Source organism: Streptomyces sp. NPDC021356, assembly GCF_040641015.1.
GTDB lineage: Bacteria > Actinomycetota > Actinomycetes > Streptomycetales > Streptomycetaceae > Streptomyces.
The window spans coordinates 217,426-241,777 of sequence record NZ_JBFACU010000014.1 but is presented as its reverse complement, the minus strand read 5'-3'; the positions used below and the strand labels follow the sequence as shown (position 1 = coordinate 241,777).

General features: G+C 70.4%; 22 protein-coding genes, 1 tRNA gene and 2 pseudogenes. 14 read left to right on the top strand and 11 right to left on the bottom strand.

All coding sequences use genetic code 11. From position 1 onward, the window contains the following. The 6 genes from AB0G56_RS21125 to AB0G56_RS21100 form a co-directional block, all read right to left on the bottom strand. Positions 1–337 (bottom strand): DEAD/DEAH box helicase (locus AB0G56_RS21125; RefSeq protein ID WP_360971405.1); only part of this gene is annotated, 337 nt, incomplete at its 3' end. A gap of 181 nt (positions 338–518) precedes the next feature. Next, a complete protein-coding gene (locus AB0G56_RS21120; protein WP_004986771.1) occupies positions 519–722 on the bottom strand; it encodes a cold-shock protein in 204 nt (67 codons plus the stop codon). A 1,012-nt stretch (positions 723–1,734) separates the two neighbouring features. Next, positions 1,735–1,956 (bottom strand): hypothetical protein, encoded by a 222-nt coding sequence (locus tag AB0G56_RS21115; RefSeq protein ID WP_360971402.1) that lies wholly within the window; start codon positions 1,954–1,956, stop codon positions 1,735–1,737. Between the two features lie 256 nt (positions 1,957–2,212). Then, positions 2,213–3,406, bottom strand: a complete 1,194-nt coding sequence (locus AB0G56_RS21110; protein ID WP_360971399.1) for a GAF domain-containing SpoIIE family protein phosphatase — start codon at positions 3,404–3,406, stop codon at positions 2,213–2,215. Between the two features lie 129 nt (positions 3,407–3,535). Further along, positions 3,536–4,048: a DUF5994 family protein gene (locus AB0G56_RS21105; RefSeq protein WP_360971396.1), complete on the bottom strand. Its 513-nt coding sequence runs from the start codon at positions 4,046–4,048 to the stop codon at positions 3,536–3,538. 229 nt (positions 4,049–4,277) lie between these two features. Continuing rightward, a complete protein-coding gene (locus AB0G56_RS21100; protein WP_360971393.1) occupies positions 4,278–5,243 on the bottom strand; it encodes an STAS domain-containing protein in 966 nt (321 codons plus the stop codon). Between the two features lie 297 nt (positions 5,244–5,540). On the opposite strand from AB0G56_RS21100, the gene AB0G56_RS21095 reads away from it, so the two are divergent. Both AB0G56_RS21095 and AB0G56_RS21090 read left to right on the top strand, forming a co-directional pair. Further along, entirely contained in the window at positions 5,541–5,936 is a 396-nt protein-coding gene (locus AB0G56_RS21095) for a hypothetical protein (protein ID WP_360971391.1), read from the top strand. Between the two features lie 130 nt (positions 5,937–6,066). After that, positions 6,067–6,342: a hypothetical protein gene (locus tag AB0G56_RS21090; RefSeq protein WP_360971388.1), complete on the top strand. Its 276-nt coding sequence runs from the start codon at positions 6,067–6,069 to the stop codon at positions 6,340–6,342. Between the two features lie 49 nt (positions 6,343–6,391). On the opposite strand, the gene AB0G56_RS21085 is transcribed toward AB0G56_RS21090, so the two are convergent. Next, positions 6,392–6,465: transfer RNA gene (locus AB0G56_RS21085), tRNA-Gly, on the bottom strand. A 507-nt stretch (positions 6,466–6,972) separates the two neighbouring features. Here AB0G56_RS21085 and dcd point away from each other — a divergent pair. From dcd to AB0G56_RS21070, 3 genes and pseudogenes are all read left to right on the top strand, one after another. Continuing rightward, a complete protein-coding gene (dcd, locus tag AB0G56_RS21080; RefSeq protein WP_360971385.1) occupies positions 6,973–7,548 on the top strand; it encodes a dCTP deaminase in 576 nt (191 codons plus the stop codon). Positions 7,549–7,566: 18 nt separating this feature from the next. Then, positions 7,567–8,076 (top strand): phosphoribosyltransferase, encoded by a 510-nt coding sequence (locus tag AB0G56_RS21075; protein ID WP_360971382.1) that lies wholly within the window; start codon positions 7,567–7,569, stop codon positions 8,074–8,076. A gap of 45 nt (positions 8,077–8,121) precedes the next feature. Continuing rightward, a pseudogene (locus AB0G56_RS21070) lies at positions 8,122–8,403 on the top strand (IS30 family transposase); the annotation flags it as partial. 104 nt (positions 8,404–8,507) lie between these two features. Here AB0G56_RS21070 and AB0G56_RS21065 read toward each other — a convergent pair. Continuing rightward, the gene (locus AB0G56_RS21065; RefSeq protein WP_360971380.1) at positions 8,508–9,482 is read right to left on the bottom strand and encodes a Yip1 family protein; all 975 of its coding nucleotides are present in this window, start codon (positions 9,480–9,482) and stop codon (positions 8,508–8,510) included. A gap of 213 nt (positions 9,483–9,695) precedes the next feature. On the opposite strand from AB0G56_RS21065, the gene AB0G56_RS21060 reads away from it, so the two are divergent. After that, the gene (locus tag AB0G56_RS21060) at positions 9,696–10,040 is read left to right on the top strand and encodes an antibiotic biosynthesis monooxygenase (protein WP_360971377.1); all 345 of its coding nucleotides are present in this window, start codon (positions 9,696–9,698) and stop codon (positions 10,038–10,040) included. A 169-nt stretch (positions 10,041–10,209) separates the two neighbouring features. Here AB0G56_RS21060 and AB0G56_RS21055 read toward each other — a convergent pair whose 3' ends face one another. Beyond that, the gene (locus tag AB0G56_RS21055) at positions 10,210–12,522 is read right to left on the bottom strand and encodes a (Fe-S)-binding protein (RefSeq protein WP_360971374.1); all 2,313 of its coding nucleotides are present in this window, start codon (positions 12,520–12,522) and stop codon (positions 10,210–10,212) included. 332 nt (positions 12,523–12,854) lie between these two features. Between AB0G56_RS21055 and AB0G56_RS21050 the strand changes: the two are divergent. From AB0G56_RS21050 to AB0G56_RS21020, 7 genes and pseudogenes are all read left to right on the top strand, one after another. Beyond that, positions 12,855–13,820, top strand: a pseudogene (locus AB0G56_RS21050) (MraY family glycosyltransferase); the annotation flags it as partial. 847 nt (positions 13,821–14,667) lie between these two features. Next, positions 14,668–16,515 (top strand): molecular chaperone DnaK, encoded by a 1,848-nt coding sequence (gene dnaK / locus AB0G56_RS21045; RefSeq protein WP_360971371.1) that lies wholly within the window; start codon positions 14,668–14,670, stop codon positions 16,513–16,515. After that, a complete protein-coding gene (gene grpE, locus AB0G56_RS21040) occupies positions 16,512–17,189 on the top strand; it encodes a nucleotide exchange factor GrpE (protein ID WP_360971368.1) in 678 nt (225 codons plus the stop codon). Before dnaK ends, grpE begins: the two co-directional genes overlap by 4 nt. A 39-nt stretch (positions 17,190–17,228) precedes the next feature. Further along, positions 17,229–18,410: a molecular chaperone DnaJ gene (gene dnaJ, locus AB0G56_RS21035; protein WP_360971365.1), complete on the top strand. Its 1,182-nt coding sequence runs from the start codon at positions 17,229–17,231 to the stop codon at positions 18,408–18,410. A 5-nt stretch (positions 18,411–18,415) separates the two neighbouring features. Next, a complete protein-coding gene (locus AB0G56_RS21030; RefSeq protein ID WP_360971451.1) occupies positions 18,416–18,868 on the top strand; it encodes a helix-turn-helix domain-containing protein in 453 nt (150 codons plus the stop codon). A gap of 787 nt (positions 18,869–19,655) precedes the next feature. Continuing rightward, positions 19,656–20,762 (top strand): substrate-binding domain-containing protein, encoded by a 1,107-nt coding sequence (locus AB0G56_RS21025; protein WP_360971448.1) that lies wholly within the window; start codon positions 19,656–19,658, stop codon positions 20,760–20,762. A gap of 220 nt (positions 20,763–20,982) precedes the next feature. Further along, complete coding sequence (locus AB0G56_RS21020) at positions 20,983–22,035, top strand: LuxR C-terminal-related transcriptional regulator (RefSeq protein ID WP_360971362.1); 1,053 nt, start codon at positions 20,983–20,985, stop codon at positions 22,033–22,035. A gap of 24 nt (positions 22,036–22,059) precedes the next feature. On the opposite strand, the gene AB0G56_RS21015 is transcribed toward AB0G56_RS21020, so the two are convergent. Further along, the gene (locus AB0G56_RS21015; RefSeq protein WP_360971359.1) at positions 22,060–23,004 is read right to left on the bottom strand and encodes a helix-turn-helix transcriptional regulator; all 945 of its coding nucleotides are present in this window, start codon (positions 23,002–23,004) and stop codon (positions 22,060–22,062) included. 357 nt (positions 23,005–23,361) lie between these two features. Here AB0G56_RS21015 and AB0G56_RS21010 point away from each other — a divergent pair, with 357 nt between their 5' ends. Beyond that, entirely contained in the window at positions 23,362–23,697 is a 336-nt protein-coding gene (locus AB0G56_RS21010; protein ID WP_360971356.1) for a hypothetical protein, read from the top strand. Positions 23,698–23,855: 158 nt separating this feature from the next. Here the strand turns inward: AB0G56_RS21010 and AB0G56_RS21005 are convergent, their stop codons facing one another. Continuing rightward, positions 23,856–24,275 (bottom strand): TIGR03618 family F420-dependent PPOX class oxidoreductase, encoded by a 420-nt coding sequence (locus tag AB0G56_RS21005; protein ID WP_360971353.1) that lies wholly within the window; start codon positions 24,273–24,275, stop codon positions 23,856–23,858. Positions 24,276–24,352 lie beyond the last annotated feature (77 nt).

The window sequence follows — 24,352 nt, the reverse complement described above, 5'->3', positions numbered from 1 at the left end:
CGAGGGTCTTGCCCGATCCGGTACGGCCGCGGCCGAGGACGTCACGTCCGGCCAGGGAGTTCGGCAGGGTGGCGGCCTGGATCGGGAACGGTACGCTCACGCCTTCCTTGCCCAGGGTGGCCAGCAGCGGGGCCGGCAGGTCGAGGTCGGCGAACGACTCGACAGCGGGCAGGGCGGGTGTGACCGTCTCCGGCATCGCGAACTCGCCCTGCGCGGGCTGTCGGTTGCCGTAACCGCTGGAGCGGCGCCGAACGCCGGAGCGGTCTGAGGCGGCACTTCCTGCGAAGCGGTCGTATGAGCGAGTGGTGCGTGCGCGAGTAGAACGGGTGCCGTTCATGCGGAACCTTCCTCGATGCGGGCGCGTATCAAGGAATTTCCGCAGCAGGACGAGCGGCGCAGAGAATCGCGAGAACGGGCCGAGAACAACAGGGTCGAAACGCCCTGGGAACAAAGCGAGCTGGGGCCCGCACCCCAAGGTGCGGGCCCCAGCTGCGAAAGTGCGCGTCAGCGCCGGTGCGTCAGGCGGGAACGATGTTCTCGGCCGTCGGGCCCTTCTGGCCCTGCGCGATGTCGAACGACACCTTCTGGCCTTCCAGCAGCTCGCGGAAGCCCTGGGCGGCGATGTTCGAGTAGTGGGCGAAGACGTCGGCGCCGCCGCCGTCCTGCTCGATGAAGCCGAAGCCCTTTTCCGCGTTGAACCACTTCACAGTGCCAGTAGCCATTTTGTTTCTCCTTCGGAGGCGGTGCCAGGAAAACGCCGTGTGCGCATTCCGTGTCGCCGTGATGATCAGCCGTCGGAAAAACCTTCTGGCAACCACACCTGCAACTGATGACGACAGTAGCACGCCGGAGTCGGCCGGGCGCGGTAAATAATTCCGCGCCGACTCCGTGTGCAGGAATATTTATCGTGAGCTGCATCGATTTCTTATGTCGCCACCACAGGTATTGGTTGCCAGGGATGCAGTATTGCCGTCGAGTGTTTCCGCCCCCAGCGCTGTGACCTCGTGCGACGGTCCGCACGCGGTCCCCGCCGACGTCGGCGGACGGGACACCGACGAGCACGCCGGCCCCGGGATGTGAGACGAGGGCCACTTGGCGGTTCCGGCGGGACAGGCGAGGCGCCCGCGCCCGATCACCGGCCGGCTCGCGGCAATGGCGATGGCCTTCGCCGCCGACCACGACACCGACACGATGCGCGCCTCGGCCCGAGCGGCTTCCGCGTCGTACGCCCAGTGGGGCCGCCGCAGGACGTTCCGGTTCCCGGGCTGCCCGAGGGCAAGCCGTTCCGGCACGCTCTCCGATTGCGAAGTCCCGGCCGCGCGCCGGAACTTCGTTCCCGCCGCCTCCGTGCGTGGACGGGACTCGCTGAGACGGAAACCGGGACGGCGGCACGGCACTCCTCACCAGCACGGAGCACGGAGCACGGAGCACGGAGCACGGGGATGGCTTGCGGCCGGCCGCCGGGCTCACGTCATACGCGTGGCTGAGCAGCCTTGCGCCGCGCCGCACGTACGCCCCTGGCGGGCTCCTCCACGTCTTCGAACGGTACGGTCTCGTCCTCCCCGAAATCAGGGGCTCGGAAGGGGTTGGTCGCCGGAGTCGGCGATGCCGCCGTGGAGGAGCGGGGTTGCCCTTCCACGGCGGAGAACAGCGATGTCGGGTCGATGGGAGAACTCTCTTTCGTGACAGGCACCCCGAAGGGACCTGGGTGTGCCATGACCGGGCACAGCGGCCCTACAACTTGGTCATCTTGGCGTACGGGCTCAGGATCCGCACTTGCTCCGAGCCGAAGTCCACGAGCACCGCGACGCCGTCCTCGATGCCGATGACGCGGCCGAGGCCGTACATGTCGTGCGTGACCTGGTCGCCCACGGCGAAGTGCTTGGGAGCAGGTGTGACCGGGGCTTTGAAGGGGCTGGTAGGCAAGTGACGCTTCGGCGCAGCAGGCTTTGTCATGACTCAGTATGCGCCTCCGCGCGCCCGGTTCGCTGTGGCCGTCGGCACAGATCCAGAAGGAGACCGCCGCTTGACGCTCTGACCAGGCATTCCGACACCTGCTGAGGCGAAACGGGCCCGTGCGCCGAGGCTTGGTCCGGCTCGCTTTGCCGGTTTCCGGCGGCGCGTACTCGGTGCGCCGACTACCTGGGCCTCAGGGAGGGGCGAGGGCGGCATGAGCCGCGGCGTTCCTGCCGGCGTCTGCCCGGCGGCGCCGTCAGCCGCGCCACTCCACCAGGAGCAGCGTAGCGTCGTCCGTGGTGTGTCCGCCCCGCGCCCGTTTGAGGGTATGGGACAGGGAGCGCACCACCGCCCGGATTCCGCGGCCGGTTCTCTCCAGGTGGTCGACCCAGTCGACCAGCTGTTCCTCCCCGAACGGCTCTTCGCCCGTCATGTGTTCCTCGATCAGTCCGTCGGTGAAGCAGAGGAGGCGATCCCCCGGCTCCAGCTTCATGTCGCTCATCTGCGGGTCCGGACCGCCGAAGCCGACCGGGAGGGTCGTCGGACCGGTCAGCCGGCGTGCGACGCGGTGATCCCGGACGAGCATCGGCGACGGGTGCCCGGCGTTGACCCATTGCAGATGGCCCGTCGTGATGTCCAGTTGCATCATCTGCGCGGTGACGAAGTGTTCGGGACCGAACTGGTCCGCCACGGCGCGGTCCATGAAGGAGTAGATCTCCGGCAGCCCGATGCCGGCGCGGCGGGCGTGGCGGTAGGCGCCGATGGTCACGGTGGCCATGGTGGCCGCGTCCAGGCCGTGCCCCATCGCGTCGATCATGGCCACGTGGAGAACGTCCCCGTTGAGCGCGTAGTCGAAGCTGTCACCCGCCACGTCATAGGCGGGTTCCAGGATCCCGGCGACGGCGACCCGGGGCATGAGCATCGCCAGCGGTGGCAGCAGGGACCACTGGATCTCGGCGGCGACGCTCATCGGTTCACCGCGTCGGACACCGAAGAAGAGGTCGGAATAGCCGTGCTTGGTCACCAGCAGGTCGGCCACCAGACCGGCGATCCTGTTCAGCATGCGGCGGTCGTGGTCGTCGACGCTGTCCAACGTCACCGCCATGACCCCGACCTGGTCACCGCCGTCCAGCAGCGGCAGGTGGACGCGTACGCCGTCGGCCTCGGCCAGTTCGACGGACTGGGCGTCGAGGAAGCAGCGGCCCGCCTCGGAGTCGTCGATCACGTGCGGTCCCCCGCCCATGAGGCCGTCGCCGGGCAGGGGGGCCAGCAGCAGTTGGCCGTAGTCCTGCAGCAGCACCTGCGGCCGGCGGCCCCCCAGCCGCTCCACCACGTCGGCGACCAGCGGCCCGATGTGATGGGGCGGCAACTCGTGCGCCCTGTCGAGGATCTCTCCGAGGAGAGCTTCCCCGAAGCTCTCGGAGCGGTCCGCGCGTCGTCCTGCCGTCATCCCCTCACCCGCCGTGGTCCGCCTCGCGCGGAGGCGGGCCGGGACGACAAAGGGTCTTTCGGTGCCATTGCTCCACCACGGGGGTCATGGATGTCCGGACCTGCCGGTCACGAGGGCCGGGCCGGGCCGTCACCCGGGTCCGGCTCCTCCCTCCGACTCCCACCGGGCCTGTCCGTCGAGGCCGCTCTCGGTGAGTGCCAGCAGACGCGGGGCCGACAAGGGGTTCCCGGGGTCGGCGGCCGCCGTCAGCAGCTGGGCGGCCGCTCCGGCGGGCTCGTCCGGCGGGACGACCAGCAGTTCCCAGCGTCCTACGGTGCCGCAGTCCACGGTGATGGCATGCGCCTCGGCGGCTGCGTCGGTCAGAGCCACCTCGATCACATGTCCAGGCGCCATCACCCTGCGCGGGGCGTCGGGCCACGCCGCGGTTTCCACGGTGACGTGGGTGACGGGGCCGGCGCTCGGGTCCAGGGAGCCGACCAGCGCGGGCAGCTCCAGTTCCAGCGCGTCGCAGCGCGGCCACCACGCCCCGTCCAGCGGGCCGTGGCTGCCGTCCCGCGTGAGGCGCAGCCGGGGCAAGGGCATCCGGTAGGTGTGCCCGTCGCCCGGCGCCGTACCTTCGGCGGGCTTGGTGCTGGCGTCCATTGCGCGATCCCGTCCCGGGCGGCCCCCGGTGCCCGTGTCTGTCATTCGCCGGGAACGGCGCCGCCGTGGCCGTGCGCCCGAAATGCTCTCGGTACCTGTCAGGCTACTCCCGGCAGCGCTGTACGGCGCGGTGCGCGGCCGTCGCGCCAAGGCACGGCCGTACGGCGGTCGGACGGGCAACGGGACCATCCGGCCGGTACGACCGCCGGCTCGTCGATCTTCCGGCTGATCACCCGTCTGCCAGGGGCAGCCCTTCGGCCGGCAGGACCAGCACGCAGGGCGCGACGGGACCGGGCAGCCCGACGACCTCGCCCATGTTCCGCCAGCCCCAGGAAACGAAGGCGGCCTGGCCTGCCCGGTCGGCCGGATGGAGCAGGGCCAGTGCGAGGGGGACACGCCGGTCTGCCAGCAGGCGCTGTTGCAGGCAGCGGGCTATCTCACGGTTCTGGGCGTGCGGACGGGCCACGACCTGGGTGAGGACCACGAACCGCGCGCGGGAGGTGAGCCGCTGGACGATCCCCTGGAGCGTCGCGTCGAGCCCCCGGCGGCCGAAGCCGTCCGGGCCCACCGGGAAGCCGAAAGCACACCCGACCAGCACCGTCGTCTCGGCGACCAGCAGCGCGAAGCCGGGGCGATGGGAGGTGACCGCCAGGCGGCGCACGAAGTCCGTACGGTCTAGGTACGCCTCGCCGGGCGTGCCGGCGACGGACTGCTCAGCCAGGTCCGCGATGTCCTCGCACAGGTCCTCAGCCTGCCGACGGGTCAGGCGGCGAACACGGATCGCGTCTTTGAGGGCCGGCTGATCCGCCCGACGAGCCGGTTCTCCGGGCGTCCGCGTGGCGGTGTCCGCGGGGCCGCCGGGCGGTACGGGACCCGCGGGGGCCGTCAGGAGCGGCGAAGTGGGGTCGGTGGCGGCGAGGAGCCGGGTGATCTGGGCGCACGGGTGGTGCAGCCGTAGGCGGGCGTGGACCCGGCCGGCGCGCTGTGAGGCCGACATCAAGACGTCCAGGCCCCTGGCGTCGCAGGAGCCCACCGTGGCCAGGTCGATGTCGATCACGGTGACGCCGTCCAGCAGGCACTGCTCCAGCGCGGCCCGCAGCAGGGGCGTCGTGGCCGGTCCGATGTCCCCGGCGAGCGTGACGAGCGTGTGCTCCCCGCGGTTTCGCCGGCGGATGTCCAGCCGGGGGAGAGCCATCGCAGGGGGCATGATGCCGACCCGTCTCCGCGCCGGTCACTGGTGCGGCCCGGAAGTCCGTCCTTCGCCGGGGACGACCCGGCGTGGCGGCCGGAGTGCGTGATGCCCTCGGTATGTCCACCGTACGCCGCCCGCACCGGGAAACGGCTGTGCCGAGGGTGGTCAGGAGTACGGTGCGGAGGGTCGAGGATCCTTCGTACTCCGGTGACCGGGCTGGTCTCGTCCTCGGCGCGCGGCACGGCAAGTGCCGCGTGACACCGCACGGGCCGTCCGGCGGCCCGGGCCAGGCTCCGCCCGATGACCAGCGAATTCGTGCCGCCACCCTATGCGCCTCCGGCCCCGGGGACTTCGGACGGACCACCCGCCGACGGCAGAGTCGAGGTCCGCATCGTCTCCCAGGACGCCGAAGCGGCCCGGCAGGTCGCCGACGCCCTCCGGCTGCTGTTCGCCGGGGGCGAGCAGCGCAGCTACCCGGCGTTCCCGTCGGGCACGGGGACGCGTCTGCACCTCACGCTCGACCCCGAGCGGACCGCCGGTCCGCTCCCCTCCTGGCTGGAGGCCGGCAGGCCACAGGCCGACCGGACCCATCCGGGCGAGACCGCGCCCTGCGCGACGCCGCCGGCCCGGCCCGCGCCCGCCGGCTCCCCGGCCGTGACGAGGCCCCGGCCCCCCTCGCCTCAGGAGTCCCCATGACCACCACCCCCTCGCTCCGTCCGCCCGCAGCCCGGCTGCGACCGGTCGCGCAGCCCCGCAGCGGCGACGCCGTCCGCGCTCCCAGGGCGCCGACGTGACGACATTTCGATCCGGATTCACGCTCTGGAAGATGGTCCAGACTGCACGCGACCTCACCGAGGGGGTGCGCGTCCGGGAGCGCGTCGACGCGGTGCTGCACATCATGGGCGGCCTCGGTGGGACGTACGGCAAGGGCAGGCCCCTGGTGGACGCCTTGGAGGATGTGGCCCAAGAGGCGGTTCTCCACGGGGACTTCGCACTCGCTCAGCGCTTTCAGCGCTTCGCCGCCTACGTGGGAGGCCACCTGTTTCTTGAAATGAGGGCGGGCGACGAGCCTTCTGGCCCGAATCTGGCCCGGGACCACTGATCACGACGCGCAGCAAAAAGGCCCGGGTCTGTGACCTGGGCCTTCTTCGTGGAGCGGGTGACGAGAATCGAACTCGCGCTCTCAGCTTGGGAAGCTGATGTTCTACCATTAAACTACACCCGCGTAAGACCCCGACCGAAGTCGGTGTCCAGCGCTCGCTCACTGTACCCCATCCCTGGCCCCCGGTGCTCAAGCCCCGGAGGCCAGGGGCGTTCCCGGGGTGGGGGAGGAGGGGCGTGGGGGAACGGAGTTGGGCGTACGGTGGAGACCTCGGGGAGGGTCTCGGCGGGGCCGGAGTGCCGCCTGGAGGGTCGTCTCTTTGATCCCGTAGTGTGGCTTTTGTCGCCAGGCGGCAGAAGGCCAGGCGGGGTTCTGGGGAAGGGACTTGAGGGCTTGATGGAGCGCACCGTCGTCCGTTGTGCCGAAGGGCACGTGTTCAGCACCGCTTCGTTCCCGATGCAGCAGGCCGAGCGGCTCGGCCCCGGTCGGCTCGTACGGTGTCCCCGGTGCGCCCGGCTCCGCAGTGCGGTGCCGGTGGTGCTGGAGAAGCGGTAGGGCCGCAGAGCGGCACAGGCGCGTGGGGTCCGTCCTGATTGTGGGGGCTCCGCGCGCCTTGCGTATCCTCGGGGCGTGCTTCTCTCAGACAAGGACATCCGGGCCGAGATCGACGCCGGCCGGGTGCGGATCGACCCCTTCGAATCCTCCATGGTGCAGCCGTCGAGCATCGACGTGCGGCTCGACCGCTACTTCCGGGTGTTCGAGAACCACCGCTACCCCCACATCGACCCCTCGGTCGAGCAGCCGGACCTCACCCGGCTCGTGGAACCGGACGGCGAGGAGCCGTTCATCCTGCATCCCGGGGAATTCGTCCTCGCCAGTACGTACGAGGTCATCAGCCTGCCCGATGATCTCGCCTCGCGGCTGGAAGGGAAGAGTTCGCTGGGGCGGCTCGGGCTCGTCACTCACTCCACTGCCGGGTTCATCGATCCCGGGTTCTCCGGACATGTGACGCTTGAGCTGTCGAACCTCGCCACCTTGCCGATCAAGCTGTGGCCCGGGATGAAGATCGGGCAGCTGTGCCTGTTCAAGCTCAGCTCGCCCGCCGAGGCCCCGTACGGCAGTGAGCGCTACGGGTCCCGTTACCAGGGGCAGCGCGGGCCCACGGCCTCCCGCTCCTACATGAACTTCCACCGGACCCAGGTCTGATCCGAGGGGCACCACCACATGAGTGACGTACGAGAGAACCTCACCTACGAACTGTTCGGCACGGCCGTCCGCGAACTCGCGCAGACCATCGCCGACGACGGGTTCGAGCCGGACATAGTGCTGAGCATCGCGCGCGGCGGCGTCTTCGTCGCCGGCGGACTCGCCTACGCCCTCGACTGCAAGAACATCCACCTCGTGAACGTCGAGTTCTACACCGGCGTCGGCACCACGCTCGAGATGCCCGTCATGCTCGCGCCCGTGCCCAACGTGATCGACTTCTCCGACAAGAAGGTCCTGATCACCGACGACGTGGCCGACACCGGCAAGACGCTGAAGCTGGTGCGCGACTTCTGCCTGGACACCGTGGCGGAGGTGCGCAGCGCGGTCGTCTATGAGAAGTCCCACTCGCTCGTGAAGTGCGAGTACGTCTGGAAGCGCACCGACGACTGGATCAACTTCCCCTGGAGTGTCTTGCCTCCAGTACATAGGTTGGGCGAGGCGCCGAAGGAGAACACGGAGGCGCTCTGACGTGACGGTCCCTCCTGCACAGGGTCGATAAACCCCCTGATGCCGTCCCTGACCTGGGACCAGGGCAGCGAGATGGCCCGGCACGGCGAGTTCACCCTCGCCACCGACATCCCGGTCTGCTTCTGCGACCCCGCCAGCCCCTGGCAGCGCGGCTCCAACGAGAACACGAACGGGCTGCTGCGGCAGTACTTCCCCAAGGGCACCGACCTGTCCGTCCACACCCCCGAGCGCCTGGCCGCCGTCGCCGACCAGCTCAACCGCCGACCACGCAAAACGCTCGGCTGGCAAACCCCAGCCGAGCGCCTGCATGAACTGCTCGCGGCCTGATCAACACGACCACGTGTTGCAACAACCCCTGGAAACCGCCCGTCCGCCGGGCCCCTCCTCGGTGCTTTCCTGTCCTCTTCCCTCCGTGCGCTGCCCCGGGCGGGCTAGAACGTGCCCAGCTTCACGATCGACAGCAGGGCGATCAGCTGGATCGCCGACGCGCCCAGGGCCTTCGGCCAGGGCAGGTCGTGGGAGCGGCTGACCATGAGGGTCAGCAGGGTGCCCCCGGCGACCCAGGTGGCCCAGCCGAGGATCTGCACGAACCCGGCGTCGCCGCCCAGGAACATGGCGAAGATCAGGCGGGGCGCGTCCGTGAGGGACATGATCAGCATGGACAGGCCGACCGTGGGCTGCCAGGCGCCGTCGCCGCCGAGCTGGCGGGCCAGGGAGTGGGTGACCACGCCCAGGACGAAGGCACTGATCACCATGGCCACGGCCGTGATCAGCACGATCGGGATCGCGTTGGAGAGGGTGGCGTTGATCGCGTCCTTACGGGCGCCGTCGAAGCCGAAGACCGCCAGCAGGCCGTAGAGGAACGTCACGACGAGGGCGGGGCCCCACATCGTGTAGTCGCGCATCTGGAGGAACGTCTGGTTGGGCGCGGCGACGATGCCGCGCAGCAGCTCCTTCCAGTGCAGGCGGGGGCCGATGGGGCCGACCGGGGCCGAGCCCGCGCGGTAGGTCTCGCCCTGCGAGTACGGGTCCTCGCCGATCGCGAAGGCCTGGGTGTGGCCCGGGTTGTCGGCCGCGTAGGGGTCGGGGCCGCCGTGGGGGGCGCCGTCACCGAAGTACTCGGGCTCGCCGTGCCCGCCGTACCCGCCGGCCGCCTGGGGCCACTGGGGCTGGGCCCCTCCCGCCCCGCCGCCCGCGCCGCCGCCGTACTGCGGCCGGCCGGGCTGGGGGCGGCCGTGCGGCGGCCGGCCGTGCTGTGGTTGCTGCTGCGGGTACGGCTGCGGCGCCGACGGGTAACCGTACGACGGTGCCCGCGGCGGCGTCTGCTGCCCGTGCGGGGGTTGTTGGGGGCGCGCTTGCGGGGCACGGTTGTCCCGGCCGCCGCGTCCGATCCTGAATCCAGCCACGTCGTCGAACGTACCCGGTCCCGCTGGGTGGCGTGCGGGGCCCGGGCGCCCGGCCCGGCTTTGCGGCCGAGCTGTGACATCCCCTAGGGGAGGCACCGGACGCCCCTCGGGGTGGCCCGCAGGCCCCCGATGCGGAGGCGTGCCGGGAGCGTTCCAGGGGTGCCCCGGGGGGTGCTCCGGGCGGTTCCGGTGCCCCAGGGGCAGGATGGAACCATGAGCGTAGTCAAGATCAACGTACTGACCGTGCCCGCCGAGCAGCGGGAGACGCTGGAGAAGCGGTTCGCCTCGCGGGCGCACGCCGTCGAGAACTCCGACGGGTTCGAGTGGTTCGAGCTGCTGCGTCCCGTCGAGGGGACCGACACGTACCTCGTCTACACCCGGTGGCGGGACGAGGCGTCGTTCCAGGCCTGGATGGAGGGGCCGATGAAGTCCGCCCACCAGGGCACCGGCGGTGAGGGCGGGGGCCAGGGCGGCGAGCAGCAGCCGAAGCCCGCGGCCACCGGCTCCACCCTGTGGTCCTTCGAGGTCGTGCAGCAGGCCGCGCCCAAGAGCGAGTAGACAGCAGCCGGCCCCGACTCGCCGAGACTCGGCCGCACTCGCCGGGATTCGGCCGGACCCGCCGTGGTTCGGCCCGGACGCGATGACACGACGACGCCCCCATGTCCGTACGTACGGACATGGGGGCGTCGCTGTCGGGCGGCGCGGTGTCGACGCGTCCGCCGGGGCGTTACTTCACCGGCTCCGGCTCCGGCGCGCTCTCGCTCTCCGGCCCGCCCGCCGGGGGTTCGTCGACCGGCGTCCTGACGGATTCCAGCAGCAGCTGGGCCACGTCGACGACCTGGATGGACTCCTTGGGCTTGACGCCCGCGGCGGAGCCGCTTTCAGCTGCGGCCTTCTTGCCGTTGACCGAGTCGGTGAGCATGACCAGGCAGAACGGGCAGGCCGTGGAGACGATGTCCGGGTTCAGGGAGAGGGCCTCGTCGACGCGCTCGTTGTTGATGCGCTTGCCGATCCGCTCCTCCATCCACATCCGGGCGCCGCCGGCACCGCAGCAGAAGCCGCGTTCCTTGTGGCGGTGCATCTCCTCGTTCCTCAGCCCCGGGACCTTGCCGATGATCTCGCGCGGGGGCGTGTAGATCTTGTTGTGGCGGCCCAGGTAGCAGGGGTCGTGGTAGGTGATGACGCCCTCGACCGGGGTGACGGGGACGAGCTTGCCCTCGTCGACCAGGTGCTGGAGCAGCTGGGTGTGGTGGATGACCTCGTAGTCGCCGCCGAGCTGCGGGTACTCGTTGCCCAGGGTGTTGAGGCAGTGCGGGCAGGTGGCGACGATCTTCTTCGCCGACTTCGGCTTCGCGGACTCCGGCAGGACCTTGCCGTCGTCGTCCATCTCCTCGCCGAAGGCGGCGTTGAGGGACATGACGTTCTCCATGCCCAGTTCCTGGAACAGCGGCTCGTTGCCGAGGCGGCGTGCCGAGTCACCGGTGCACTTCTCGTCGCCGCCCATGATCGCGAACTTGACGCCCGCGATGTGCAGGAGCTCGGCGAAGGCCTTCGTCGTCTTCTTCGCGCGGTCCTCCAGCGCGCCGGCGCAGCCGACCCAGTACAGGTACTCGACCTCGGTGAGGTCCTCGATGTCCTTGCCGACGACCGGGACCTCGAAGTCGACCTCCTTGGTCCACTCCAGGCGCTGCTTCTTGGCCAGGCCCCACGGGTTGCCCTTCTTCTCCAGGTTCTTGAGCATCGTGCCCGCCTCGGAGGGGAACGCGGACTCGATCATCACCTGGTAGCGGCGCATGTCGACGATGTGGTCGACGTGCTCGATGTCCACCGGGCACTGTTCGACGCAGGCGCCGCAGGTGGTGCAGGACCACAGGACGTCCGGGTCGATGACGCCGTTCTCCTCCACCGTGCCGATCAGCGGCCGCTCGGCCTCGGCGAGCGCGGCGGCGGGCACCGAGGCGAGGGCCTCCTGCGACGCCTTCTCCTCGCCCTCCATGCTCTTGCCGCCGCCGGCCAGCAGGTAGGGGGCCTTGGCGTGCGCGTGGTCGCGCAGCGACATGATCAGCAGCTTGGGGGAGAGCGGCTTGCCGGTGTTCCAGGCCGGGCACTGCGACTGGCAGCGGCCGCATTCGGTGCAGGTGGAGAAGTCCAGCAGGCCCTTCCAGGAGAAGTGCTCGACCTGGGAGACGCCGAAGACGTCGTCGTCACCGGGGTCGGTGAAGTCGATCGTCTTGCCGCCCGAGGTCATCGGCTGGAGCGCGCCCAGCGCCGTGGAGCCGTCGGCCTCGCGCTTGAACCAGATGTTGGGGAACGCCAGGAACCGGTGCCAGGCCACGCCCATGTCGGTCTTGAGCGCGACCGTGATCATCCAGATGAAGGAGGTCGCGATCTTCAGGCCGGCGAAGAAGTAGGTGAGGTTCTGGAGCGCGGAGACGTCCATGCCGCGCAGCCAGGAGACCACCGGGTAAGAGACGAAGAACGAGGCCTCGTAGCCGTCCACGTGGTGCTGGGCGCCCTCCAGGGCGTGCAGCATGAAGATGCAGACGCCGACGATGAGGATGACGGCCTCGACGAAGTACGCCTGGCCGAAGTTGGAGCCCGCGAAGCGCGACTTGCGGCCCGGCTTGTCCGGCTTGCTCAGCTGGCGGATGACGATCAGGACCAGGATGCCGAGCGTCGTCATCGTGCCGAGGAACTCGACGAAGACGTTGTACGGCGCCCAGTCGCCGATGACCGGCAGGATCCAGTCGGCCTTGAAGAGCTGGCCGATCGCGTTGACGATCGTCAGCAGCAGGGAGAAGAAGCCCACCGCCACGAACCAGTGCGCCACGCCGACGATGCCCCAGCGGTTCATCCGGGTGTGGCCGAGGAACTCCTTGACCACGGTGACGGTGCGCTGTGTGGGATCGTTGGTCCGGGTCCCGGCGGGCACGGACTGCCCGAGCCGCATGTAGTTGTAGATCTGCCAGACGGCGCGGCCGAACAGTGCCACGCCGACCACGATCAGGACCAGCGACACGATGATCGCGGCGAGTTGCATTGGGGCTCCTGTGAGGCGGCCTCGAAATTACTAAGCGGTAACTTATGCAGTCCGTCTGAGACTACCCTCATCCTCCTTCGCAATGTAGCCGGGCGTGAGGTGATCTGGGTCGCTGAGGGTTGCCTGAGGGGTGCTTGAGAGGTGGTCGGAGGCCCGGCCGTGGTCCCCTCGGAGACCCGGCCGTGGACCCCTCGGAGACTCGGCCGCGGTCCCCTCGGAGGCCTTTCCGGCGGGCCGGGCGACGGCCCGATGCGGTGGCGCTCGGGGATCCGATGCTGTTCTGATCGTGTTATTCACACCCGATCGCCCGATATGCCCCTAATTTAAGAACCGTGCTCTACGGGATCGCCACCGCCACCGCCGCCCTGTTCCTCGCCGCCTTGCTCTCGGCCCTGCTCCGGGTGCCCGCGCTGCGGCTCGGGCTGGTCGACCGGCGGCGGGTGCGGCCGGTGCCGCTGCTGGGCGGTGCCGCCGTGGTCGGCAGCACCTGCCTGGTCGCCGCGGCGGGCGGCTGGACGGGTGCCGCTCCGCTGAGCGACGGCGTGGGCAGGCTGCTGGCGGCCGGCGCGGGGGTCGCGGTCCTCGGGCTGGTCGCGGACGTCTGGCGGCTCAAGACGTGGCTGCTGCTGGTGGGGTCGGCGATCGCGGCGGCTTTCGTGGTGCCGTACGACGAGACCGGGGTGCCCGCGGGGATCGCCGCGGTGGTCTGGATCGCCTGCGCTGCCGCCGCCTTCCGGGGGCTCGACCACGTCGACGGCCTGGCCGGCACGGTGGGGGTGCTCGTCGCCTTCGGCGTGGGTGTGTGCGCGGCGGCCGAGGTGATGGACGACCTCGCGGTACTGCTGAGCCTGCTCGCCGCCGCCCTCACCGGCTTCCTCATGCACAACTGGCATCCCGCGCGGATCGCGTTCGGCGCGTGCGGCTCCCTGTTCACGGGCTTCGTCCTCGCCGCGTCGGCCGTGCTCGTCCGGACGGGGTACGGCGCGGGGTCCACCGCGGCCGTGCTGTTCGCGCTCACCGCCACGGCGACCGCCGACGCGGTGCTCGTCGTCCTCTCCCGGCGGCTGGCGGGCAGGCCGGTGGTACGCCGGGGCCCCGACCACCTCGGCCACCGGCTGCGCAGGCTCGGCCTCACCCCGCCGGGCGCGACCGTGCTGCTCGGCACCGTCACCTTCGGCACGGTCCTCGTCGGCGTCCTGGTGCACACGGGCTGGCTCGCGCCGGTGAGCGCACTGTGGACGGCCGGGGTGCTCCTGCCGGCCGTCCTCGGACTGCTGCGCGTACGGGTGTACGGCCCGCGCCGGCACACCGGCCAGTACGTCACCGGCACCCGTGCCGGAACCCGTACCGGAATCCGTACCGGCACCCGAACCGGTACCGGCCTCCGGGCCCCGTCGACCTCGTCCACCGGCGTCTACGCCGACCGGACGCGGGCAGGAGCAGGCGGCAGCGGGAGTGGAGGCGGAAACGGCGGACTCGGTGGAAACGGCGGCAACAGCGGCACTGGTGGAAACCGAACAGGAAACGGAAGAGGAAGCGGAATCGGGGTCGGCCGCGGGAGAGGGCGGGTGCGCCGGAGTGTGCGCGGGAGCGGGAAGGGTACGGGCGCGGGTGCGGCCCTGAGCGCCCTGAGGGCCCTGGGCGGTGGTGCGCGAGGGCTGCGGACGCCGGGCTCCGCAGGCGGCCCCCCTGCCTCTGCCGCGTCCGGCGCGCGGGGGTCCCGGTCCTCGGTGTCCTCGATGCCCTCGGCCTCCGCTTCCTTTGACGATGGCCTTCGCACCTCGGCGGCCGGTCTCCGCGGCCCGCGGACGGCGGCGGCCGACCTCCCGGCCGGCGTGCGCAGCCCCCGGGGCTACGGGGACTACGGGGGATCCGGTGGATACGGGGACTACGGGGGCTTCCGGGACCCCGTCGACGTGCGTCCCACCGGCTCCCGGGGGCGGTACGGCCCCCCGGGGACCCCTCGCCCGTCACTCGGATATCCGCTTCCTCCGCCGCAGCAGAGCGCGTCGTCGCAGGTCAGAGAGGCATTGCGTGTAAGGGATGGATAAGAGTTGAGTCTCATCGGCTCAGGTCTGTTGACCCGGACGCGGCCGTCGTGCACACTTGAGTCCGTTGCACTCAAGTCAGCTGGAGGAATTCACCATGGCACGTGCGGTCGGCATCGACCTGGGCACGACTAACTCCGTCGTCAGCGTTCTGGAGGGCGGCGAGCCCACCGTCATCACCAACGCCGAGGGTGCCAGGACCACGCCGTCCGTCGTCGCCTTCGCCAAGAACGGTGAGGTGCTGGTCGGCGAGGTGGCCAAGCGTCAGGCAGTCACCAACGTCGACAGGACCATCCGGTCGGTCAAGCGCCACATGGGCACCGACTGGAAGATCAACCTGGACGGCAAGGACTTCAACCCGCAGCAGATCAGCGCCTTCGTGCTGCAGAAGCTGAAGCGGGACGCCGAGGCCTACCTGGGCGAGAAGGTGACCGACGCGGTCATCACCGTCCCGGCGTACTTCAACGACGCCGAGCGCCAGGCCACCAAGGAGGCCGGTGAGATCGCCGGTCTGAACGTCCTGCGCATCGTCAACGAGCCGACCGCCGCCGCCCTGGCGTACGGCCTCGACAAGGACGACCAGACCATCCTCGTCTTCGACCTCGGTGGCGGCACCTTCGACGTCTCGCTGCTCGAGATCGGCGACGGCGTCGTCGAGGTGAAGGCCACCAACGGCGACAACCACCTCGGTGGTGACGACTGGGACCAGCGTGTCGTCGACTACCTGGTCAAGCAGTTCCAGTCCGGTCACGGTGTGGACCTGGCCAAGGACAAGATGGCCCTCCAGCGCCTGCGCGAGGCGGCGGAGAAGGCCAAGATCGAGCTGTCCTCGTCCACCGAGACCTCGATCAACCTGCCCTACATCACCGCGTCCGCCGAGGGCCCGCTGCACCTGGACGAGAAGCTCACCCGCGCCCAGTTCCAGCAGCTGACCGCGGACCTGCTGGAGCGCTGCAAGACGCCGTTCCACAACGTCATCAAGGACGCCGGCATCTCGATCAAGGAGATCGACCACGTCGTCCTGGTCGGCGGCTCCACCCGTATGCCCGCCGTCGCCGAGCTGGTCAAGGAGCTGACCGGCGGCAACGAGGCCAACAAGGGCGTGAACCCGGACGAGGTCGTCGCCATCGGCGCCGCTCTCCAGGCCGGTGTCCTCAAGGGCGAGGTCAAGGACGTCCTGCTGCTCGACGTCACCCCGCTGTCCCTCGGTATCGAGACCAAGGGCGGCATCATGACCAAGCTGATCGAGCGCAACACGACCATCCCGACCAAGCGCTCGGAGATCTTCACCACGGCCGAGGACAACCAGCCGTCGGTGCAGATCCAGGTCTACCAGGGCGAGCGTGAGATCGCCGCGTACAACAAGAAGCTCGGCATGTTCGAGCTGACCGGTCTGCCGCCGGCGCCGCGCGGCGTCCCGCAGATCGAGGTCGCCTTCGACATCGACGCCAACGGCATCATGCACGTGACCGCGAAGGACCTGGGCACGGGCAAGGAGCAGAAGATGACCGTCACCGGTGGCTCCTCGCTGCCGAAGGACGAGGTCGACCGCATGCGCCAGGAGGCCGAGAAGTACGCGGAGGAGGACCACGCCCGCCGCGAGGCCGCCGAGACCCGCAACCAGGGCGAGCAGCTCGTCTACCAGACGGAGAAGTTCCTCAAGGACAACGAGGACAAGGTGCCCGGCGAGGTCAAGACCGAGGTCGAGGAGGCCGTCGCCGAGCTGAAGGAGAAGCTCAAGGGCGAGGACACCACCGAGATCCGCACCGCCACGGAGAAGGTCGCCGCCGTCTCCCAGAAGCTCGGCCAGGCGATGTACGCCGACGCCCAGGGCGCCCAGGCCGCGGGCGGTGCCGGTGAGGCCGGTGCCTCCCAGGCGAAGGCCGACGACGACGTGGTGGACGCCGAGATCGTCGACGACGAGCGCAAGGACGGTGCCGCGTGACGGAGGAGACCCCGGGCTTCGACGAGCAGCAGCCCGACGTCCCCTCCGGCGCCACCTCCGACGACGCCGAGCCGAAGGCCGCCTCCTCCGCCAAGGAGGAGGGGGCGGCCCCGGCCGGGGACGCCGCTCAGTCGGCCGGTCTGACGGCCCAGCTGGACCAGGTACGCACCGCGCTCGGTGAGCGCACCGCGGACCTCCAGCGGCTGCAGGCCGAGTACCAGAACTACCGGCGCCGGGTCGAACGGGACCGCGTCGCGGTCAAGGAGATCGCCATCGCGAACCTCCTGACCGAGCTGCTTCCCGTACTCGACGACATCGGGCGGGCACGGGAACACGGCGAACTGGTGGGCGGTTTCAAGTCCGTCGCCGAGTCGATGGAGACCGTGGCGGCCAAGATGGGACTGCAGCAGTTCGGCAAGGAGGGCGAGCCCTTCGACCCGACGATCCACGAAGCCCTGATGCACAGCTACGCGCCGGACGTCACCGAGACGACCTGCGTGGCGATCCTGCAGCCCGGGTACCGGATCGGCGAGCGCACCATCCGCCCCGCGCGGGTGGCGGTGGCCGAGCCGCAGCCGGGCGCGCAGACGGTCAAGGCGGCGGACGAGTCCGGCAAGGACAAGGCCGCCGAGCAGACCGACGACAAGGACAGCGGTGGCCCGGAGGAGGGCTGACGTAATAGGCATCGACGTACGAGAGGAGGGACGTCGGGGATGAGCACCAAGGACTTCATCGAGAAGGACTTCTACAAGGTCCTCGGCGTCCCCAAGGACGCCACCGAAGCCGAGATCAAGAAGGCGTACCGCAAGCTCGCCCGCGAGTACCACCCGGACGCCAACAAGGGCAACGTCAAGGCCGAGGAGCGCTTCAAGGAGATCTCCGAGGCGAACGACGTCCTCGGCGACCCCAAGAAGCGCAAGGAGTACGACGACGCCCGCGCCCTCTTCGGCAACGGCGGCTTCCGTCCCGGTCCCGGGGCGGGCGGCGGCTCCTTCAACTTCGACCTGGGCGACCTCTTCGGCGGGGGCGCCCCGGGGGGCGGCGCGTCGGGCGGCTTCGGCGGCGGGATCGGTGACGTCTTCGGGGGTCTGTTCAACCGGGGCGGCGCCGGGACCGGCACGCGGGCCCAGCCGAGGCGCGGCCAGGACATCGAGTCCGAGGTCACGCTGAGCTTCACGGAGGCCATCGAGGGCGCCACGGTCCCGCTGCGGATGTCGTCGCAGGCGCCGTGCAAGGCCTGTTCCGGCACCGGCGACAAGAACGGCACGCCGCGGGTGTGCCCGACCTGCGTCGGCACCGGGCAGGTGGCGCGCGGCTCCGGCGGCGGTTTCTCGCTGACCGACCCGTGCCCGGACTGCAAGGGCCGCGGTCTGATCGCGGAGAACCCGTGCGAGGTCTGCGCGGGCTCCGGGCGTGCCAAGTCGTCCCGGACGATGCAGGTCCGCATCCCCGCCGGGGTGTCGGACGGGCAGCGGATCCGGCTGCGCGGCAAGGGCACTCCGGGCGAGCGCGGCGGCCCGGCGGGCGACCTGTACGTGGTGGTCCACGTCGGGGACCACCCGGTCTTCGGACGCAAGGGCGACAACCTCACGCTCACCGTGCCGGTCACGTTCGACGAGGCCGCCCTCGGCGGCGAGGTCCGCGTGCCCACGCTCGGCGGGCCGCCGGTGACGCTGAAGCTGCCGCCGGGCACGCCCAACGGCCGGACGATGCGCGCCCGCGGCAAGGGCGCGGTCCGCAAGGACGGCACCCGCGGGGACCTGCTGGTCACCGTCGAGGTGAGTGTTCCCAAGGGCGTGGCGGGGAAGGCTCGTGACGCGCTGGAGGCGTATCGCGAGGCGACCGCGGGCGAGGACCCGCGGGCGGAGCTGTTCGAGGCCGCGAAGGGAGCATGAGGGAGATGGACGGCCGCCGACGCAACCCGTACGAACTGACGGAAGACACCCCGGTGTACGTCATCTCCGTGGCGGCGCAGCTGTCCGGACTGCACCCGCAGACCCTCCGCCAGTACGACCGGCTGGGCCTGGTGTCCCCGGACCGCACCGCGGGCCGGGGCCGGCGCTACTCGGCCCGCGACATCGAACTGCTCCGCCAGGTGCAGCAGTTGTCGCAGGACGAGGGCATCAACCTGGCCGGCATCAAGCGGATCATCGAACTGGAGAACCAGGTCGCGGCGTTGCAGTCCCGGGTCGCCGAACTCCAGGCGGCCCTGGAGGGCGCCGCGGCCACGATGCGCCAGCGCGAGGCCGCCGTCCACGCCTCCTACCGCCGGGATCTCGTCCCGTACCAGGAGGTGCAGCAGACCAGTGCGCTGGTGGTGTGGCGGCCCAAGCGGCAGCAGTCCTCGGACTGATGCGCACGGACACGGCTGACACGCACTGACCCGCACCGGCCCGCCGTTCGCACGGCGGGCCGCCCGCGCACGGCCGACAGGGGCCCGGAGAGATCCGGGCCCCTGTCGCTGTTCGCCGCAGGTCGGACGCGGGCCGCGCGGCGGCGGGAGCCGATCCAGGCGGCGGCGCCGCCGAGCGCGACGAGGACGCCGGCGAGGGCGCTGTAGAGCCCTGTGGAGGAGGCGCCGGTGTGGGCGAGCGAGCCGCCGCCGGCAGCGGTCGTGAGGGTGGTGCCGGCGCCACTGCCCGTGCCGCCGCCGGGGGCACCGGCCGGGGCCGTGGTGGAGGCGGTCGCGGTGGGCTCGGCGGAGGACGAGCCGGAGCCGGAGGGGGTCTTGGCCGGGGAGGCGGAGGGGGCGGGGGTGCTCGTGGCGGGGTTCTCGGGATTGGCCTTCACCTGGACTGCGGCGCCGTTCGTCACCGTTTCGCCACAGCGGGCGGAAGGGCAGGTTCGGCTCTGCCCGCTCAGTCCTCGCCCGCTACCCGGAGACCTTTGCCCTTCGATGGCCCTTCGATGGGCCGATCCTGGACCACCGTGCGCTCCGCACCGGGTGGAGGGTCCGTAAAGGGTGTCGCAAGGGGTTCCGCGAGCTTCCGCAAAGCCTCCACACAGAAAGCGGAGCGTGGTGTTGTCATCTCGTTAAGTGGTTCCGCTTGACGCCGATGGGCGCCGACGCGTTGGCTTTTGAGCCACCTGGGCCACAATGCTGCGCCCGCGTCCGGAAGGCACCAGAAGTGAGCACCTCGATGCGTCGTATCGCCATGGCCGTGGCCGCGTCCACGCTGACCTTCCCGCTGGCCGCCTGCGGGGCGCTCGGGGGGTCGGGGAGCAGCAGCAAGGCGAGCCCGACCAAGGGCAACGACCTGACGGTGGGTCTGCTGCTGCCCGAGACGGCGAACACGCGCTACGACCGCTTCGACGCGCCCGCCCTGAAGAACAAGGTCGCCGAACTGACCCGGAAGCAGGGCAAGGTCGAGTACGCGAACGCCGGGGCGAGTGCGAGCCGGCAGATGAGCCAGATGCAGAAGATGATCGACGACAAGGTCGACGTCATCGTGCTCGACGCCGTCGACGCGCACGGCATCGCCGGGCAGGTGAAGAAGGCCAAGGGCGCGGGCATCCCGGTCATCGCCTACGACCGGCTCGCCGAGGGCCCCATCGACGCGTACATCTCCTTCGACAACGACCTGGTCGGCGAGGTGCAGGGCCGTTCCCTGCTGGAGGCGATGGGTTCGCAGGCGTCCAGCTCCGCCAAGGTCGTCATGATGAACGGCTCGCCCACCGACCCGAACGCCAAGCAGTTCAAGGCGGGCGCCGTCGCCCAGCTGAACGGCAAGGTGACGATCGCCAAGTCCTACGACGTCAAGGACTGGAAGGCGGAGATCGCCCAGGCCGACATGGCCAAGGCGATCGAGTCGATCGGCAAGAGCGACGTCGCCGGCGTCTACGCGGCCAACGACGGCATGGCGGGCGGTGTCATCGCGGCGCTCAAGGACGCGGGCGTGACGAAGCTGCCGCCGGTCACCGGGCAGGACGCCGAACTCGCCGGGGTGCAGCGGATCGTGAGCGGCGAGCAGTACATGAGCGTGTACAAGTCCTACCCGACGGAGGCCGAGAACGCCGCCGAGATGGCCGTCGCCAAGGTCCAGGGCAAGGACATCCAGTTCGACTCGCTGACCCGGGACCGGGTCGACAGCCCGACCACCAGGAACATTCCGTCGCAGATGGTCTCCGTCGTCGCGCTGACCAGGAGCAACATCAAGGAGACCGTCATCGCCGACGGCATCTACAAGGCGTCCGACATCTGCACGGCCAAGTACAGCGCGGACTGCGCGGCGATCGGCCTCAAGTAGCCGCGCAGGCAACGGTGGTACGGGGGTCCCCCGTACGGGTCGCTCCGCGGTCGCACGGTGCCGCAGGCCCTGGTGCGGGCTCCGCGGTCGAGGCCCGTACATACCGGGCGTGAACGGTGTTTTCCGGGGGTCGTGCCGTTGGAAGCCGTGTTGCACAGCCGGTCCGGGCCGCGCATAGTTGCGCTGCGGAACCACGCGGAAACCGGGGGTGTGATGGGCCATGGCCGGGCACGGGGCGCAGGAGCATCCTCACGGCGCCGACCGACTGTGCGAGGCGGGGGACCGCGTGTACTCCCGGGCCGTACGGCGCGGCCGGGTGCCGCGCGGCGACGCCGATCCGGTGCCCTGCCTGCTTGAGCTGGCGCTGCTGCACCCGGACCCCGACGACATGGACTTCCTGGTGCCGACGGCGCCGCAGGAGGTCATGACGCGGCTGCTGCGCGGGATGTACGACGAGGTCAGCGAGAGCCACCGGCGGGTGGGCTCGGCGGTGGCCGCCTTCGAGCGGTACGCGGGCCTCGGCCGTCAGGTACGGGTGCCCGCCGCGGGCGCCGAGGGCAGTGCGATCCGGGTCCTGGACGGGCTGTCGCGCATCCAGGCGGCGATGGACGAGGCGACCCAGGTGTGCACGCGGGAGGTGCTGACCGTGCAGCCCGGCGGGATCCGCCGGGAGCACGAGCTGTCGGAGGGGCTGCCCAGGGCGCTGGCGCTGCGCGCCCGCGGGGTGCGGATGCGCGACCTGTACACGCATGTGGCCCGGCACGGGCAGGGCCTGCTCAACTACATGGAGCTGATGGGCGACGCGGCCGAGGCGCGCACGCTGGACGAGGTGATCGACCGGCTGATCCTCTTCGACCGCACGGTGGCCTTCATCCCCGCCAGCGCCGACCACACGATGGCGCTCGAGCTGCGCCACCCGGCGCTCGTGGAGTACCTGGTGACGGTCTTCGAGCGGCAGTGGCGGCTGGCGATCCCGCTCACCGCGCCGCTGCCGGACACCGGCATCGAGGGCATCTCCCACCGTGAGCAGTCGATCGCGGCGCTGCTGGCGGAGGGCCACCAGGACGCGGTGATCGCCGAGCGGCTGGGCATCAGCGTACGCACCTGCCGGGCCCACATCGCCCGCCTGTCGGAGACGCTGGGCGCGGCCAGCCGCACGCAGTTGGGGGTGCGGATCGCCCAGGCGGGGCTGGACGGGCCGCCGCGCGCGGTCGGCGCGGGCGCGGTCGGCGTTCCCGCGGCGCCGGGCCGGGGGTCCCCGACCGTCCGCTGAGGCGACCGCGCGTCCGACTGTGGTTCAGGGCTCCTGCTTGAGGATCCCGGACTGGGCGATGAGGAAGCCGAGTTGGGCGCGGCTGCCGCTGCCCAGGGCGGTGGCCAGCTTGGCGATGTGGGCGCGGCAGGTGCGGACGTTCATGCCGAGGCGGCGGGCGATGGCCTCGTCGACGTGGCCCTCGACGAGGAGTTTGGCGATGGAGTGCTGGATCTCGGTGATGCCGTCGGGCGCGGTCTCGTAGGGTGTTCCGGCGCTCAGCGGGACGGCGCGGCTCCACATGAACTCGAAGACCTTGATCAGGTAGCGGACCAGGCCGGGGTGGCGCAGTTCCAGCGCGACCTGCTGGTCGTCCCTGGTGGGGATGAAGGCGACCGTCTCGTCGCAGACGATGAGGCGCTCCACCAGTTCGTCGATGGAGCGGTACTCCACCTTGCCGTCGGCGAGCCGGGCGGCGTAGGCGAGCTTCTCCTGACTGTAGCGTGCGGTGTGCTGGTAGAGGGTGCGGATCCTGACGCCGCGCTCGATCAGGGGGCGGTCGCGTTCCAGGCCGCGCAGTACGCTGGCCTCGGAGACGCGATCGCTGGGCTGGACGGTGAGCATCTCGGTACGGCACTGGGCCGTGGCGAGGTTGAGCGCGGTGTTGATCCGCTCGCCGCCCTCCAGGACGGTGATCGAGTCGCCGCCGGAGGTGGCCTGGGCGCTCAGGGCCATGAACGGCTCAAAGACGTCTGCGAGGTCGCCGGCCGCCCGGCGGCGTTCGGTGATCTCCCGCTCGATGGGGTTGAGCCGCTGGGCGAGGGCGAGCGCCGGGGGCACGGGGCGCAGCCAGTCCGGGTCGTCCGGATCGGGATGGAGCAGGGCGAACTCGATCAGACAGGGTGCCGGTTCTATCTCCGTGCGGGCGATACGTCCCGCACGGAGGGCTGCCGCGTAGAGGCGGCTGCCGTCCCCGCACAGCTCGCTCATCGCATGGGGATGTGTCGGATTTATGTGATTCGTAGTCAAATCTCCACCCCCCAGGGTCCTGAACATGCAGGAACATGATGCACCGATTGTGTGGCCATGACGTGCCCGAATGAGCCATCGTCGTACGTGACGGGGGAAAAGGGGACCTTCAAGTGAGGACGAAGCCGATTATGGGTAACAGACTGCTTCGCTCGGTGCTTGTCGCCGCCTTCTCCGCCGTTGTGGCCCTCGGCGCGCTGAGTGGCATCCACGGTGCGAAGAGTGATGTTCAGGCGAACAGCACCTGGCCGTCGGTGGCCGTGAACTCCACCACCTCGGGCAATGGCGCCGCTGCGACAGATGGAGCCGGGAGTTGATGTGACCACACCACCCGACGACCGCTCCTTCCGCCGTGAAATGGCCACCGCCTACCGCTCCGGCTGGCACTTCATCGACCTGATCACCGCCATCCCCCACAGTGGTGACTCGCTGATGGTGACCGTCTTCGGAGAGCCGGTCGTCGTGACGCGGGACGAGGACGGTGACGTACGGGCCTTCCGGTGCCTGCGGCGTCCTCGGGGGGCGCCGCAGCCCGTACGGTGTGCCATCCGATACGGAATGATCTTCGTGAACCTGGACCAGCGGGACCACCGGCAGGTGGCGCCGGAGCCCGCCGGCATCAGGACCATCTCAGCCACCCCCCGCAGTGCCTGACGCGATTCCCCCGTCGTAACAGATCGCTCAGGTGCTTCCCCCCGCAGCGGCGTCACCGTGACCTGAACACGGTGACGCCGCTGCAGTTTTATGGGGATTTCCACGGATGCCGCCGTTTTTCTGCTCTGGCTGGAAAAGGCCGCTGGCCGCGCTCGCGCTCAGCCGCGGCCCAGCGCCCGGGTCAGCTCGATCTCGATCACCACGCGCAGCGGGTTGTGCCGCGGGGCGCGCTGGTAGCGCTCGGTGTAGCGGCGTTCCGCCTCGGCGATCCGCTCCGGTTCCGTGCGGACGCGGGCGCGTCCCTCCAGTGTGGCCCACCGCCGGCCGTCCACCTGGCACACGGCCACCGGGGTGCCGTCCTCCCCGGCCGCCAGCACGTTCCTCGCCTTGGCGCTCGTGCTGCTCGTGATCACCCGCGCCAGCCGCGCCTCGGGGTCGTACGTCACGCCGACCGGCACGACGTGCGGCGTGCCGTCGGGGCGCAGAGTGGTCAGGGTGCACACGTGCCGTTCCCGCCAGAAGGTGAGGTACGGCACGTCGGGAGCCCCCGGATCGAGGGTGTACGTAGTGGTGGCCATGGCAAGAATGTATGCGGCGAGCGCCTTGAGTGGAATAGACTCAACTTTGTGCACGTTGTTTGAGTCAGTACTGGGAG

Coding starts and splice junctions, on each gene's coding strand:
- AB0G56_RS21120 (WP_004986771.1), bottom strand. CDS start 722: ATGGCTACTGGCACTGTGAAGTGGTTCAACGCGGAAAAGGGCTTCGGC.
- AB0G56_RS21115 (WP_360971402.1), bottom strand. CDS start 1,956: ATGACAAAGCCTGCTGCGCCGAAGCGTCACTTGCCTACCAGCCCCTTC.
- AB0G56_RS21110 (WP_360971399.1), bottom strand. CDS start 3,406: ATGACGGCAGGACGACGCGCGGACCGCTCCGAGAGCTTCGGGGAAGCT.
- AB0G56_RS21105 (WP_360971396.1), bottom strand. CDS start 4,048: ATGGACGCCAGCACCAAGCCCGCCGAAGGTACGGCGCCGGGCGACGGG.
- AB0G56_RS21100 (WP_360971393.1), bottom strand. CDS start 5,243: ATGGCTCTCCCCCGGCTGGACATCCGCCGGCGAAACCGCGGGGAGCAC.
- AB0G56_RS21095 (WP_360971391.1), top strand. CDS start 5,541: ATGACCAGCGAATTCGTGCCGCCACCCTATGCGCCTCCGGCCCCGGGG.
- AB0G56_RS21090 (WP_360971388.1), top strand. CDS start 6,067: ATGGTCCAGACTGCACGCGACCTCACCGAGGGGGTGCGCGTCCGGGAG.
- AB0G56_RS21075 (WP_360971382.1), top strand. CDS start 7,567: ATGAGTGACGTACGAGAGAACCTCACCTACGAACTGTTCGGCACGGCC.
- AB0G56_RS21060 (WP_360971377.1), top strand. CDS start 9,696: ATGAGCGTAGTCAAGATCAACGTACTGACCGTGCCCGCCGAGCAGCGG.
- AB0G56_RS21055 (WP_360971374.1), bottom strand. CDS start 12,522: ATGCAACTCGCCGCGATCATCGTGTCGCTGGTCCTGATCGTGGTCGGC.
- dnaK (WP_360971371.1), top strand. CDS start 14,668: ATGGCACGTGCGGTCGGCATCGACCTGGGCACGACTAACTCCGTCGTC.
- dnaJ (WP_360971365.1), top strand. CDS start 17,229: ATGAGCACCAAGGACTTCATCGAGAAGGACTTCTACAAGGTCCTCGGC.
- AB0G56_RS21030 (WP_360971451.1), top strand. CDS start 18,416: ATGGACGGCCGCCGACGCAACCCGTACGAACTGACGGAAGACACCCCG.
- AB0G56_RS21025 (WP_360971448.1), top strand. CDS start 19,656: ATGCGTCGTATCGCCATGGCCGTGGCCGCGTCCACGCTGACCTTCCCG.
- AB0G56_RS21020 (WP_360971362.1), top strand. CDS start 20,983: ATGGCCGGGCACGGGGCGCAGGAGCATCCTCACGGCGCCGACCGACTG.
- AB0G56_RS21015 (WP_360971359.1), bottom strand. CDS start 23,004: ATGAGCGAGCTGTGCGGGGACGGCAGCCGCCTCTACGCGGCAGCCCTC.
- AB0G56_RS21005 (WP_360971353.1), bottom strand. CDS start 24,275: ATGGCCACCACTACGTACACCCTCGATCCGGGGGCTCCCGACGTGCCG.